This window comes from Achromobacter sp. 413638 (assembly GCF_043119405.1).
Taxonomy (GTDB): Bacteria; Pseudomonadota; Gammaproteobacteria; order Burkholderiales; family Burkholderiaceae_B; genus Achromobacter.
The window spans coordinates 72706-84741 of record NZ_JBICCO010000004.1; the positions used below are offsets into that span (position 1 = coordinate 72706).

The window sequence follows — 12036 nt, forward strand, 5'->3', positions numbered from 1 at the left end:
AGCGCGGCGGCGGGTTCAGGTACGGGGCGTCGTGCAGGCCTCGCGGCCACGGATCAGCGGCCGCGCAGCGCTTCCAGGCGCGCCTGCACCATCAGCGCCTTCATGTCGCGCACCGCCTTTTCCCAGCCGTCGAACACCGCCTGCGCCACGATGGCGTGGCCGATGTTCAATTCGGCGATCCCGTCCACCGCCGCCACCGGACCCACATTGCCGTAGTGCAGGCCGTGGCCCGCATTCACGCGCAGTCCGTGGCGCAGGCCCTCGGCCACCGCCACGCGGATGCGCGTCAGCTCGGCCCGGGCCGTGGCCTCGTCCTGCGCTTCGGCATAGGCGCCGGTGTGCAGCTCGACCACGGGCGCGCCGGCCTGGGCGGCGGCCGCGATCTGCGCCGGCTCGGGATCGATGAACAGCGACACCCGGATGCCGGACTCGGCCAGCAGGCCGACGGCGTCGGTCACGGCGGCCAGCGCGCCGGCCACTTCCAGGCCGCCCTCGGTGGTCAGCTCGGTGCGTTTTTCGGGCACCAGGCAGACGTCGCTGGGCTTGACGGCACAGGCGATCTCCAGCATTTCGGCCGTGATCGCGCACTCCAGGTTCATGCGCGTGCGCAGCAGCGGGCGCAGCGCGTAGACATCCTTGTCCTGGATGTGGCGGCGGTCCTCGCGCAGGTGCAGCGTGATCAGGTCGGCCCCGGCGTCCTCCGCCCGCAGGGCGGCGGCGACCGGGTCCGGATAAACCGTGTGACGCTGCTGGCGCAGCGTGGCCACGTGATCGATATTTACACCAAGTTCTATCATTGCGTCCTAGTCGTTTCCTGCCAGCCGCCGCCCAGGGCCTTGTACAGCTCCACGCGGTTGATCAATGCGGCCAACCCCGTCTGCACCAGGGAAATCTGGGCATTGAAAAAGTCCACTTGCGCCGTCTGCACCTGCAGATAGCTGTCGACGCCGTTGGTATAGCGCAGGTTCGACAGTTCCAGCGTGCGCGCCGAGGAATCCTGCAGGCCGCGCTGGGCATCCAGCTGGGCGCTGTAGGTAGCCTCGCCGGCCAGCGCGTCCGAGACTTCGCGGAACGCCTGCTGGATGGTTTTCTCATACTGCGCCACCGCAATATTATCGCGCGCCTTGGCCAGGTTCAGCCCTTCGCGGATACTGCCGCCGGCGAACAGCGGCGTGGTGATAGACGGCGAGAAGCTCCAGTACCCCTGCCCGCCCTTGAAAAGATCGGACAGCGAGGGGCTGGCCGCCCCCAGCAGGCCGGTCAGGGAGATGGTCGGGAAGAACGCCGCGCGCGCCGCGCCGATATTGGCATTGGCCGACTTGAGCTGGTGCTCGGCGGCGACGATGTCGGGCCGGCGCTCCAGCAGGTCGGACGGCAGTCCCGCCGGCACCGTGGCCAGCAGCTGTTCGCGGCCGAACGCGGCCGGCGCGGGCAGGTCCTCGGGCAAGGGCGCGCCCACCAGCACCACCAGCGCGTTGACGGCTTGCGCGCGCGCGCGGGCCAGCTCGGCCAGGCTGGACGAGGCCGAATCCAGCAAGGTCTTGGCCTGATTCAAGTCCAGCTCGGACGACACACCGCCGTCGAAGCGGCGCTTGACCAGGTTGTAGGACTCCTGGCGCGAGGCCAGCGTGCGCTGGGTCAGGTCCATCTGGACCTCGGCCGCGCGCAGGTTGAAATAGGCCTGCGCGACCGAGCCCACCAGCGTGATGTGCACGCTCTTCTGCGCCTGCTCGGTCGACAGGTACTGCTGGTACGCCGCCTCGGACAGGCTGCGCAACCGGCCGAACAGGTCGATCTCGAACGTGGTCAGGCCGATGCCGGCCTGGTAGCTGCTGCTGATCGAGCCAGCGCCCGGCGCCCGCATGTTGGCGGGCAGGTGCTGGCGCTGGCCCTGGATGCCGGCGCCGATGCTGGGCCACTGCGCGCCGCGCTGCACGCCGTACTGCGCGCGCGCCTCTTCGACGCGCTGCACGGCCACGCGCAGGTCGCGGTTGTTGGCCAGCGACAGCTCGATCAGGCGCTGCAGGCGCGGATCGCGGAAGAACTCGCGCCAGCCGATGTCGGCGGCCGGCGTGCCGGCCTGCGGCTCCACCGAGGCCGCGGGCTGCGTGCCCAGCGCGGTCGGCTTGGCATAGGCGCCGTACTGCACCTTGGGCTGGTCCGGCCAGTTGCCGGACACCGGCGCGTCGGGACGCTTGTAATCGGGCGCCAGCGAGCAGCCGGCCAACGCCACCGCCACGAAGGCGGACAAGGCGGTCTGTTTGTACATCAGGGCTTTCATACCTTGCCCTCCTGGCCACCATGGGGTTGAGCGGGTAGTTGCGCGCCGGAAGCCTCGGCGGCCTTCTTGGCGGCCTGTTCTTCCTCGAATGCCTTCAGTTCGGCGCCCAGCAGGCGGGGCTTGGTCTTGAACAGGCCCAGCACCACCACGAAGAAGGTCGGCACGAACATCACGGCGAAAGGCGTGGCGGCAAGCATGCCGCCCAGCACGCCCAGACCCACCGCGCGCTGGCTGGCGGCGCCGGCGCCGGTGGCCATGGCCAGCGGCACCACGCCCAGGATGAAGGCCAGCGAGGTCATCAGGATGGGCCGGAACCGCAATCGCGCGGCCTCGACCGCCGCCTCGTAGAGCCCCATGCCGCGCGCGTACTGGTCCTTGGCGAATTCCACGATCAGGATGGCGTTCTTGGCCGCCAGCCCGATCACGGTCACCATGCCCACCTGGAAGTACACGTCGTTGGACATGCCCAGCGCGCTGACCAGCGCCACCGCGCCCAGCATGCCCAGCGGCACCACCAGCATGACCGACAGCGGGATGGCCCAGCTTTCATACAGCGCGGCCAGCACCAGGAACACGACCAGCAGCGACAGGCCCATCAGGATCGGGGCCTGGTTGCCGGCCTGGCGTTCCTGGTAGGACAGGCCGTTCCACTCGAAGCCGTAGCCCGGCGGCAGCTGCGCCACCAGGCGCTCCATCTCGGCCATGGCATCGCCGGTGGTATAGCCCGGCGCGGCATTGCCGCCGATACGGATCGACTCGTAGCTGTTGTAGCGCACCACCTGGACGGGGCCCTGCTTCCATTCGGCCGTGACGAAGGACGACAGCGGCACCATGCCGCCCTGCAGGTTGCGGGCGTTCAGCGCCAGCACATCCTTGAGCTGCATGCGGTACGGCGCGTCGGCCTGCACCCAGATGTTCTGCATCCGGCCCAGGTTGGGGAACTTGCTCAGGTAGGCCGAGCCGACGGCGGTGGAGATCAACGCCGCAGCCTCGTTGAAGTCCACGCCCAGCGCGGCCGCCTTGTCGCGGTCGATGTTCAGGCTGAGCTGCGTGCCCGGTCCCAGGCCGGTGATGCGGACCTGCGACAGCACCGGGCTCTGCATCGCCAGGCCCATCAGCTGGCCGGTGGCCGCGGCCAGCGCCTCGGTTCCGGCCGCGCCGCGATCCTGCAGGCGGAAGTCGAAGCCGGTGGCGTTGCCCAGCGCGGAGATGGCCGGCGGCACCAGGGTGAACACCATGGCGTCGTGGATGCCCATCAGCTGCTGCTGGAAGGCGTTGAAGGCGATGGCGCCCGCGGAATCCTCGCTGCCCTTGCGCTTGCTGAAATCCTTGAGCGTGGTGAAGGCAATGGCGGCGTTCAGGCCGTTGCCGTTGAAGCTGTACCCCTGGATCGCAATGACGTTCTCGACCGCCGGGATCTTCATGAAGTAGTCCTCGACCTGCTTGAGCACGTCGACGGTCCGGTTGGCCGTGGCGCCTGTCGGCAGCTCGATGTTGCTGACCACGTAGCCCTGGTCTTCCTCAGGCAGGAACGACGACGGCAGGCGCAGGAACAGCCAACCCAGCAGCACGACCAGCAGCACGAAGGCCAGCATCATGCGGCCGCCCTTGTGCAGGACGCGCGCCACCCAGTTCTGGTAGCCGTGCGTGGTGGCATCGAACTTGCGGTTGAACCAGCCGAAGAAGCCCTTCTTTTCCTCATGGTGACCCTTGGGGATGGGCTTGAGGATGGTGGCGCACAGCGCCGGGGTGAAGGTCAGAGCCAGCAGGGCCGAGAAGAAGATCGACACGGCCATCGCCACCGAGAACTGGCGGTAGATCACGCCCACCGACCCGCCCATGAAGGCCAGCGGCAGGAACACCGTCACCAGCACCAGCGTGATGCCGACGATGGCGCCGCTGATCTGGGGCATGGCTTTCTTGGTGGCCTCCTTGGGCGGCAGGCCCTCGGTGGCCATGATGCGCTCCACGTTCTCGACCACCACGATGGCATCGTCCACCAGGATCCCGATGGCCAGCACCATGGCGAACATGGTCAATACGTTGATGGAGAAGCCCAGCCCCAGCATCACCGCGAATGTCCCCAGCATGGCCACCGGCACCACCAGCGCCGGGATCAGGGTATAGCGCACGTTCTGCAGGAACAGGTACATCACCAGGAACACCAGCACCATGGCTTCCACCAGGGTGTGCAGCACCTGCTCGATCGACACCTTCACGTAGGGCGCGGTGTCATAGGGAATGGAATACGTGATGTTGCCCGGGAAATACTTGGCCAGCTCAACCATCTGCTTGCGCACGCCCTGGGCCGTGGCCAGCGCGTTGGCGTTGGGCGACAGCACGACGGCGAAGGCGGCCGTGGGCTTGCCGTTCAGGCGGGCGCCGAACTGGTAGTTGTCGGCGCCGACCTCGATGCGCGCCACGTCGCGCAGCAGCACCTTGGAACCGTCGGTATTGGCGCGCAGCACGATCTTGCCGAAGCCCTCGATCGTGGACAGCTGGCCGTTGGCGGTCACGGTGGCGGTGATGCGCTGCGAATCCGGGTTAGGCGGCGAACCGACGCTGCCGCCCGAGATCAGGACGTTCTGCGCGGAAATCGCCTGATTGACCTCGGCCATGCTCAGGTTGAAACCGACCAGCTTGGCAGGATCGACCCAGATGCGCATGGCGCGCGGCGCCGCGAACAGCTGGAACTGCCCGACGCCGGGCACGCGCGAGATCGGGTTCTGGATATTGCGGGCGATGTAGTCGGCCAGCGCGGTCTGGTCCAGCGAACCGTCGGTGGACGACACCGTCACCACGAGCAGGAAGCCCGTGCTGGTCTGCTCGTACTTCAGGCCCTGCTGCTGCACGGCGGTGGGCAGTTGCGCGATCACGTTGGACACGCGGTTCTGCACGTCCACCTGCGCCAGATCGGGGTCGCGGCCGGGCGCGAAGGTGGCGGTGATGGTCGAGGTGCCGTAGGAATCGCTGACCGATTCGTAGTACAGCAGGCCCTTGGCGCCGTTGAGCTTGTCCTCGATGATGGAGGTCACCGACTGAGCCACCTCCTTGGCGGACGCGCCCGGATAGGTGGCCGTGATGGTGATGGCGGGCGGTGCCACGTTCGGGTACTGCGACACCGGCATGCTGGGGATTGCCAGCACACCCGCAAGCAGGATGAACAGGGCGACGACCCAGGCGAAAATTGGTCTTTCAATAAAGAATTGCGGCATGTGGGCGGACTCTGAAAGCGATGCTCACTGAAGGGGAACGCGGCGCCTTATGGGCGCCGCGAGCCGCTTAGGACTTCTGGCCTGCGGCCGGGTCTTGTTTGGCAGGCTCCTGCTTGGCGGGCGCGCCCTCGGCCGGCTTGGCCGGCTGCTGCGCAGCAGGCTGGCCGGCGGGCGCGGCGCCCGGCTGGCCGCCGGCCTTCCACGGGCTGGCTTGCACCGGCGCGCCGGGGCGGATCTTCTGGAAGCCCTCGACCACCACCGTGTCGCCGGCCTTCAGGCCGCTGGTGACGATCCAGTTGGTCTTGACGGCGCCGCCGGTGGTCACCGGCACCTGCTCGACCTTGTTTTCCTTGTTGACCAGCATCAGGCTCTGGGCGCCGTCGGGCGTGCGCTGCAGCGCCTGCTGCGGCACCAGCAGCGCCTTGTCGTCCACGCCCTGCTCCAGCCTCACGCGCACATACATGCCCGGCAACAGCACGTTGTCCGGGTTCGGCACCTCGGCGCGCAGGTTGACCTGGCCGGTGGTCGGGTCGACCGTGATGCCGGTGAACAAGAGCTTGCCCGGGTGCGGATACTCGGAACCGTCCTCCAGCACCACCGTGGCGCGGGCGGCGTCCTTGCCGACCTGCTGCAGCTTGCCGCTGGCGAAGGCGCGACGCAGCGCCGCCAGATCCGTGGTGGACTGGTTGAAGTCGATATAGATGGGGTCGAGCTGCTGCACCGTGGCCATCTGCGTGGCCGAGGTGCCCTCGACCAGCGCGCCCTCGGTGACCAGCGGCTTGCCGATGCGTCCGGTGATGGGCGAGGTCACGTCGGTGTAGCCGAGATTGATCGAGGCGTTGTCCTGCGCGGCCTTGGCGGCGGCCACGGCGGCCTCGGCCTGGCGGTACGACGCCACGGCGTTGTCGTATTCCTGCTTGCTGACCGCATTGGCCTTGACCAGCGGCGCGTAGCGATCGGCCAGCACCTTGGCGCTGAACAGATTGGCCTGCGCCTGCTTGAGCTGGGCGGTGGCTTGATCGTAGGCCGCCTTGTACGGCGCCGGATCGATCTTGAAGAGCAGTTGCTTCTCCTGGACGTCGCCGCCCTGCTCGAAAGCGATCTTCTGGACGATGCCGGTCACCCGCGCGCGGATCTGCGCATCGCGGACCGCATCGACACGGCCGGGCAGCTCCGCCACGATCGGCGTGCGCTCGGGCTGGACCGTGATGACGCTGACCTGGGGCATGCCGGGGTTCATTTGCGGGTGCTCGCCGCACCCCGCCAACAGCAGCGCCAGCGCGCCACCCGAAAGAGCCAGACCTGAAACACGTTTAGGCGAAAACCGCATCGAAACCCCCGCGTAGTATGCCGCGTCAAGTAAGCAAGATCGTCAGGCGCCTGCGTGCAGCCATGGCCAACGCAAGATCCGCGCCGGGGCGGGCGCCTGAATAGCCCAATAATGTAACTCAGTTATCAGGCGATCCAAGGGTTTTCGAGGGGGATTTGGCGTGGTTGCGCAGCGACGGACGCCAAATTTGGCGCCGCGCCACACTATATGGAGAGGAGTTCGCCACAAAAACAGGGTCCGATCAGGCGGACGCCTTGAAGTGAGGGGCGGGCCGCGAGCCGCGCGCGCCCTCTGGCCTGTCAGGGTTCGGCGAATTCCCGGAGCTTGCCCAGGAAGACGTAGCCGATGCCGTGCACGGTATGCAGCGGCAACTGGTCGCCGGCATCGCCCACCTTGCGGCGCAGCCGGCAGATGGCGACATTCAGCGTGCGCATCTTGGTGTGCTGCCGCATGGCCACCAGCTCGGACCGCAACAGCTCGCGCCGCGGGTTGCGCAACAGACACAGGAAGCAGGCGCGCTCGAGTTCGGACAGGTCGAGGCGGCCGCCACGGGGCGTAAGCAGCGTCCAGCCGCCGTAGCGCAGCGTCCACCAGCCTTCCAGCCTGTCGCTGGCGGCTATCAGACCATCGACGGGGACGCCTTGGACGGCATGGACCGGCGCGGCCAGGGGCGCGCCGGAGGCGGACAGAACGGGCTCGGATTGGGCGGTAACGATCACGGCTGGCTCTCCACCGGACTCGGCACCGCGCAATCCGCGGTTTCCGGGCGCCGGAAACAAAAAATGCAACTTGTTCGAGAGACTAACGGGCCTGCAAGCCGGATTTCCTCTTGCTACGCCAGGATCAGACTAATCCCTTTAAATTCAGTTCATATCGGCTGAAGATCCTATCTTTTCCCCATCCTGCCCGCCCCCTCGATCAATGCCGTTTGCCGTTGCGATGGATGTCGTGGGCGACAAAACAACTGTCCTCGGTCGGACGGTCCAGCACGCCCGGCCGGGCCAGGGTCAGGCGGATGTCCGACAGGCCGGACTCCCAGTGCTCGCGCATGGCCTCGGTGCCGAACTCGTAGTCCTTGGAATAGCGCTCGCGGTGCTTGGACTCGTAGATCAGGTTGACGATGTTGGTCGCCGGCGTGTGCGACAGCCGGCGCAGCTCTTCCAGGTCGGCCGCGCCGCGCTCGGATTCGGGCAGGCGCGCCAGCAGCTTCTGCAGGCCGTGGCGCAGCTTGAGCACCCGGCGCAACTGGTCGGTCACCAGGCGGGTCCGGCTGGAATACTGGATGTCCTTCTGCCGCTCGGCCACTTCTTCCAGCGAGGTGGGCAGGCCGCCGCGCGCCGGCCACAGGTCCACCTGGAAGGCCAGCGTGTCGCGCATGTTCTCCGCGCCCACCACCTGGGCCAGCGGGGTGTTGGACACCACGCCCCCGTCCCAGTAATGCTCGCCATCGATTTCCACGGACGGGAAGCCCGGCGGCAATGCGCCGGAGGCCATGACGTGCTCGGGGCCCAGCCGGTCCTTGCGGCTGTCGAAATAGGCGAAGTTGCCGGTCCGCACGTTGACCACGCCGAAGCTGGCGCGCACCTTGCCCGCGTTCAGCAGGTCGAAGTCGACGAACTGGCGCAGCGTATCGGCCAGCGCAGACGTGTCGTAGAAGCTGGTGGAAGCCGCCCCCTGCCCATGCAACAGGTAGGGCGGCGGAAAGCGCGGCTTGAAGAAACCAGGCTGACCGGACACCAGCGCATGGAAGGCGGACAGCTGGCCGTTCATGGCCGGCGAGCCGAAGCCGAACGGAATGCCCTCGAACATGCCGGCCAGCGTATCGCCCCAAGGCAGGGCGGCGAAGCCGGTCGGCCGGCAGATCGTCTCCCAGAACCCGCGCAGCCGCGCCACGCGCTCGTCCTCGGGCGAGCCGGCGATGATGGCGGCGTTGATCGAACCGATGGAAATGCCCGCCACCCAGTTGGGGCGGATGCCGGCCTCGTGCAGGCCCTGGTACACCCCGGCCTGGTAGGCCCCCAGGGCGCCGCCGCCCTGCAGCACCAGGGCGACCGTGTCGTAGGACTGCGCGCCGCCGGAGTCCGCGGCGGCGCGGCCCGGGCTGTCGGCGTTGTCCGGGGCGGTCTTGGACGTGCGGCGCGGACTGTCGGTATCGGCCGGGGCGGCCTGGCGCTTGCGGGACGGGCGTGCCGTGCTCATGCGGGACTCCTCAAGGCTTGGACTTGTCCGGTCCCTGCGGCGCGGCCACGCCGGCGCGGAACGGATATTTCGAGAACACTTGGGCGACGGCCTTTTCCACGCTCTGCTGCGACGCGGCCATCTCGGGATTGCGCACCTCGCCCACGGCCACGCCTTCCCACACCAGCTGCTTGCGGCGCGCGTCGACCAGGTCGATGTTCAGCGTGCCCTCCGTGTATTGATAGACGGTGTCGCCCCAGCCATAGCCGGGCCAGCCGCCATAGAAGCCGCTGCGATAGCCGTAATAAGGACCGATGGCCGGCGGCGCCTGGGTGACCTGGGTCTTCTGCTGCAGCTTGCCGTTGAAATTGATCAGCAGGTCCGGATCGGCGGTGTTATAGACGTAGCCGCGCATTTCCATCTGGCCGCGCGTGGCGTCCTTCAGGCGCTCGGTCAGCAGACTGCTGTAGCCGGCCTTGTCCGTACCCAGCGGGCTCATGTAGCCGAAGGTGCGATAGCGCGAGAAATCCGCCTTCTGGTCGTAGTCGCTGCGTATCGATGGTCCGGTGGCGCAGGCCGACAGCAGCGCCGCCAGGCAGCCCGCGGCCAGCAGGGTTGGGGCTTTCATGATCCGGTCTCCAGGAATCCGAGGCCAGCACATAGTGCCGCGAAGCCCGCAAAGTTTCAATGACGCCTCTCATTCCCATCGCGCCGTCGCCGCCGGGGCCGACCGTCCATTACACTGCAAGCCTTCAATCGGAACTGAACGGACCTCACCGCCATGTTGGAACTCGACGGCTCGATCTGGCTGCGCTCCGGCGCCCAGACCTGGGGCGGCAAGAACCGCATCGACCTGCTCGCCCAGATCGACGCCACCGGCTCGATCACCGCCGCCGCGCGCGCCGTGGGCATGAGCTACAAGGGCGCGTGGGACGCCATCGACGCGATGAACAACCTGGCGGGCGAACCGCTGGTGCTGCGGGCGGCCGGCGGCCGGGGCGGCGGCGGCACGCAGCTGACCGACCGGGCGCGCCGCCTGATCGCGACCTTCCGCGCGCTGGAGGCCGAACACCGCAAGTTCATGGAAAACCTGACGCGCGCCGGCCTGGACGCCAGCGGCGACATCGACCTCATGAGGCGCTTCATGCTCAAGACCTCCGCGCGCAACCGCCTGCTGGGCACCGTCATCGGCATCACGTCGGGCGCGGTCAACGACGAAATCCGCCTGCGCATCGCCGGCGGCCAGACGCTCACCGCCACCATCACCCGCGAAAGCACCCAGGAACTGGGCCTGGCCGACGGCAAGGAAGCCATCGCCCTGATCAAGGCATCCTCGGTGATAGTGGGCGTGCCCGGCAAGGGCCTGCGCCTGTCGGCCCGCAACCAGCTGCCGGGCGCCGTCTCGGCCGTGCGCCCCGGCGCGGTGAACAGCGAAATCCTGATCCAGCTCGACGGCGGCGCCACCGTGGCCGCCATCGTCACCAATGAAAGCGCGCAGGAACTGGGCCTGAAACAGGGTTCGCCGGCCGTCGCCATCTTCAAGGCCTCGAACGTCATCCTGGGCGTGCTGGATTAAGCGTCTCGCACGGGCCCCGGGAACCGGCCCGCGGCGGTCTCGGGCCAGCGCTGATCAATCAGATAGCGATCCGGTCGCCGTCACAATCCCACGTCTTCATCCCGGCGGCGCACGCGGCCGTCGCGCAGCTCGAACACCTCGTCGGCCAGCGCCTCGACGTCGGCCGGATCGTGCGTGATCAGCAGCATCGGCACGTCCAGCCGCCGCTGCAAGGCGTCCAGCTCCTGCCGCATCTTGCCGCGCAGCTGCGAGTCCAGCGCCGAGAACGGCTCGTCCAGCAACAGGATGTCGGGTTCCAGCATCAGCGCCCGCGCCAGCGCCACGCGCTGCTTCTGGCCGCCCGATATCTCGCTCGGATAGCTGCCCACGATGGCGCCCAGCTCGAAGGCGTCGACCCAGCGCCGCGCCTGCTCGCTGACCTGCTTGCGCGGCGGATTGCGCCAGCCGCGCCGCATGCCGAACGCGATGTTCTGCGCCACCGTCAGGTGCGGGAACAGCGCGTAGTCCTGGAACAGATAGGCCACGCGGCGCGACTGCGGCGGCAGGCATATGCCTTGCGCCGAATCGAACAGCGCGCGGCCATTGATGTCGATGCGTCCGGCATCCGGCCGCAGCAGGCCGGCCACGGCCCGCAGGGTCAGGCTCTTGCCGGCGCCGGACGGGCCGAACAGCGCGATGCGCTTGGACCTGGACGTGACATCCACGTCCAGCGCGAAATGCCGGTCGCCGGACACCATGCGCTTCCGGATCTGTATGGCGACGCTCATCGTGCCCCCGAATCACGCCTGCCGGACACCGGCACCAGCCGTCCCGCCAGCAGCAGGACCACCACGCAGGTCACGGACGTGACCAGCACCAGCAGGTTGGCGGTGGCGTCATCGCCGGCCTGTACCGCCTCGTAAATGGCGACCGACAGCGTCTGGGTGCGGCCCGGCAGGTTGCCGGCGATCATCAGCGTGGCGCCGAATTCGCCCAGCGCCCGCGCGAAGGCCAGCAACACGCCGGCGACGATGCCGCGCGCGGCCAGCGGCAGCGTCACGCGGAAGAACACCCCCGCCTCGCACACGCCCAGCACCCGCGCCGCGTTCTCCAGCTGCGCGTCGACGTTCTCGAACGCCGCGCGGGCCGACTTGAACACCAGCGGAAACGCCACCACGGCGGCGGCGATGACGGCGCCCTGCCAGGTGAAGACCAGCTCGATGCCCCAGCCCGCCAGCGTCTCGCCCAGCACGCCGCGCCGGCCCAGCAGCACCAGCAGGTAGTAGCCCAGCACGGTGGGCGGCAGCACCAGCGGCAGCGTCAGCAAGGCGTCCAGCAGGTCGCGGCCCCGCCAGCGCCAGCGCGACAGACCATAGGCGGCGGCGGTGCCGGCCACCGCCGCCAGTAATGTGGCCCACCCCGCCACTTTCAAGGAAAGCAGCAGGGGCACCCAGACAGAATCACTCATCGACGCATG

10 protein-coding genes are annotated in these 12036 nt (G+C 68.2%); 1 reads left to right on the forward strand and 9 read right to left on the reverse strand.

Going from position 1 to position 12036, the window contains the following annotated elements:
- Positions 1 to 53: 53 nt before the first annotated feature.
- The 7 genes from ACEU5R_RS03060 to ACEU5R_RS03090 all read right to left on the reverse strand — a co-directional run bounded on the left by ACEU5R_RS03060 (position 54) and on the right by ACEU5R_RS03090 (position 9632).
- Positions 54 to 797: a pyridoxine 5'-phosphate synthase gene (locus ACEU5R_RS03060; RefSeq protein WP_103273694.1), complete on the reverse strand. Its 744-nt coding sequence runs from the start codon at positions 795 to 797 to the stop codon at positions 54 to 56.
- Positions 794 to 2281 carry an efflux transporter outer membrane subunit gene (locus tag ACEU5R_RS03065; RefSeq protein ID WP_392409044.1) on the reverse strand — a complete coding sequence of 496 codons (1488 nt, stop codon included), beginning with the start codon at positions 2279 to 2281 and terminating at the stop codon, positions 794 to 796. Before ACEU5R_RS03065 ends, ACEU5R_RS03060 begins: the two co-directional genes overlap by 4 nt.
- Complete coding sequence (locus ACEU5R_RS03070; RefSeq protein ID WP_392409045.1) at positions 2278 to 5496, reverse strand: efflux RND transporter permease subunit; 3219 nt, start codon at positions 5494 to 5496, stop codon at positions 2278 to 2280. Before ACEU5R_RS03070 ends, ACEU5R_RS03065 begins: the two co-directional genes overlap by 4 nt.
- 67 nt (positions 5497 to 5563) lie before the next feature.
- Entirely contained in the window at positions 5564 to 6826 is a 1263-nt protein-coding gene (locus ACEU5R_RS03075; RefSeq protein WP_392409046.1) for an efflux RND transporter periplasmic adaptor subunit, read from the reverse strand.
- A gap of 299 nt (positions 6827 to 7125) precedes the next feature.
- A complete protein-coding gene (locus tag ACEU5R_RS03080; RefSeq protein ID WP_199771038.1) occupies positions 7126 to 7449 on the reverse strand; it encodes a helix-turn-helix domain-containing protein in 324 nt (107 codons plus the stop codon).
- A 295-nt stretch (positions 7450 to 7744) separates the two neighbouring features.
- Entirely contained in the window at positions 7745 to 9025 is a 1281-nt protein-coding gene (locus ACEU5R_RS03085) for a patatin-like phospholipase family protein (RefSeq protein ID WP_392409047.1), read from the reverse strand.
- Between the two features lie 10 nt (positions 9026 to 9035).
- Complete coding sequence (locus ACEU5R_RS03090) at positions 9036 to 9632, reverse strand: DUF4136 domain-containing protein (RefSeq protein ID WP_392409048.1); 597 nt, start codon at positions 9630 to 9632, stop codon at positions 9036 to 9038.
- 153 nt (positions 9633 to 9785) lie between these two features.
- On the opposite strand from ACEU5R_RS03090, the gene ACEU5R_RS03095 reads away from it, so the two are divergent.
- Positions 9786 to 10580 carry a TOBE domain-containing protein gene (locus ACEU5R_RS03095; RefSeq protein ID WP_392409049.1) on the forward strand — a complete coding sequence of 265 codons (795 nt, stop codon included), beginning with the start codon at positions 9786 to 9788 and terminating at the stop codon, positions 10578 to 10580.
- Between the two features lie 80 nt (positions 10581 to 10660).
- Here the strand turns inward: ACEU5R_RS03095 and ACEU5R_RS03100 are convergent, their stop codons facing one another.
- Together ACEU5R_RS03100 and modB are read right to left on the reverse strand one after the other, a co-directional pair.
- A complete protein-coding gene (locus ACEU5R_RS03100) occupies positions 10661 to 11347 on the reverse strand; it encodes an ATP-binding cassette domain-containing protein (RefSeq protein ID WP_103273688.1) in 687 nt (228 codons plus the stop codon).
- A complete protein-coding gene (gene modB / locus ACEU5R_RS03105) occupies positions 11344 to 12027 on the reverse strand; it encodes a molybdate ABC transporter permease subunit (RefSeq protein WP_103273687.1) in 684 nt (227 codons plus the stop codon). The genes ACEU5R_RS03100 and modB overlap by 4 nt, the downstream gene beginning before the upstream one ends.
- Positions 12028 to 12036 lie beyond the last annotated feature (9 nt).

Bases quoted from the DNA above. Each gene is read 5' to 3' on its own strand.
- ACEU5R_RS03070 (WP_392409045.1), bottom strand. From the start codon at position 5,496: ATGCCGCAATTCTTTATTGAAAGACCAATTTTCGCCTGGGTCGTCGCC.
- ACEU5R_RS03090 (WP_392409048.1), bottom strand. From the start codon at position 9,632: ATGAAAGCCCCAACCCTGCTGGCCGCGGGCTGCCTGGCGGCGCTGCTG.
- ACEU5R_RS03060 (WP_103273694.1), bottom strand. From the start codon at position 797: ATGATAGAACTTGGTGTAAATATCGATCACGTGGCCACGCTGCGCCAG.
- ACEU5R_RS03075 (WP_392409046.1), bottom strand. From the start codon at position 6,826: ATGCGGTTTTCGCCTAAACGTGTTTCAGGTCTGGCTCTTTCGGGTGGC.
- ACEU5R_RS03085 (WP_392409047.1), bottom strand. From the start codon at position 9,025: ATGAGCACGGCACGCCCGTCCCGCAAGCGCCAGGCCGCCCCGGCCGAT.
- modB (WP_103273687.1), bottom strand. From the start codon at position 12,027: ATGAGTGATTCTGTCTGGGTGCCCCTGCTGCTTTCCTTGAAAGTGGCG.
- ACEU5R_RS03100 (WP_103273688.1), bottom strand. From the start codon at position 11,347: ATGAGCGTCGCCATACAGATCCGGAAGCGCATGGTGTCCGGCGACCGG.
- ACEU5R_RS03065 (WP_392409044.1), bottom strand. From the start codon at position 2,281: ATGAAAGCCCTGATGTACAAACAGACCGCCTTGTCCGCCTTCGTGGCG.
- ACEU5R_RS03095 (WP_392409049.1), top strand. From the start codon at position 9,786: ATGTTGGAACTCGACGGCTCGATCTGGCTGCGCTCCGGCGCCCAGACC.